Origin of the sequence: Hydrogenophaga sp. (genome assembly GCF_041633695.1) — a bacterium.
Lineage (GTDB): Bacteria > Pseudomonadota > Gammaproteobacteria > Burkholderiales > Burkholderiaceae_C > Hydrogenophaga.
In genome coordinates this window covers 1-1,123 of sequence record NZ_JBFJMY010000752.1, presented here as the reverse complement: position 1 = coordinate 1,123, position 1,123 = coordinate 1, and the positions used below count along the sequence as shown (strand labels likewise).

Here is a 1,123-nt window from a genome sequence, read left to right as displayed (position 1 = left end):
GCAGCGCTGGGGCCAGGCGGTGGTGCCGGTGTGCGAGGCCTTGCCCGGTTTGAACCACTTCAGTGTGATGGACGCTCTGGTGCAACCCCAACACCGCCTGCACAAGATGGCGCGGGCGTTGCTCGGCGTGTGAGCCGCCCCGCGCGCGGCGGGCGTGTTTACATCAGCAGGTGTTCGCCCGCGTTGTCGCCGCCCAGGGTCACGTAGTTGACCTTGCGGATGTCCATCAGCTTGCGCCCGCCGGCATAGCTGATCGAACTCTGGATGTCCTGCTCCATCTCGGTCAGCGTCTCCGCGAGCTTGCCCTTGATCGGCTCGAGGATGCGCTTGCCTTCGACGTGCTTGTATTCGCCCTTGTTGAAGTCGCTGGCCGAGCCGTAGTACTCCTTGTACAGCACGCCATCCACCTCCACCGTCTGGCCCGGGGATTCTTCGTGGCCGGCGAACAGCGAGCCGATCATCACCATGGACGCGCCGAAGCGCACGCTTTTGGCGATATCGCCGTGGCTGCGTATGCCACCGTCGGCGATGATGGGTTTGGTCGCCACGCGGGCGCACCACTTGAGCGCCGAGAGCTGCCAGCCGCCGGTGCCAAAGCCGGTCTTGAGCTTGGTGATGCAGACCTTGCCCGGCCCCACGCCCACCTTGGTCGCGTCGGCGCCCCAGTTCTCCAGGTCGATCACGGCCTCGGGCGTGGCCACGTTGCCCGCGATCACAAAGGCCATGGGCAGCTTTTCCTTCAGGTAGCCGATCATGTTCTTCACGCTGTCGGCGTGGCCGTGCGCGATGTCGATGGTGATGTATTCGGGCGCCAGGCCTTCGCCGACGAGTTGATCGACCGTAGCGTAGTCGGCCGCTTTCACGCCCAGTGAGATCGAGGCGAACACGCCTGCTGCGCGCATGTCTCGCACAAACTGCAGGTTGTCCAGGTCGAAGCGGTGCATCACGTAGAAGTAGCCGTTCTGCGCCAGCCAGACGCACATGGGCACGTCCACCACTGTCTTCATGTTGGCCGGCACCACCGGCAGGCGGAATTTGCGCCCACCCAGTTCCACCCCTGCGTCGCATTCCGAACGGCTTTCCACGCGGCATTTGCGTGGCAGCAGCAACACGTTGTCGTAGT

Annotated in this window: 1 protein-coding gene; it reads right to left on the bottom strand. The window is 64.3% G+C overall.

The features are described 5' to 3' along the window. Window positions 1-158: 158 nt before the first annotated feature. Window positions 159-1,123, bottom strand: a 965-nt coding sequence (locus tag ABYB95_RS23825; RefSeq protein WP_372662951.1) for a GMP reductase, incomplete at its 5' end; no start/stop codon positions are given.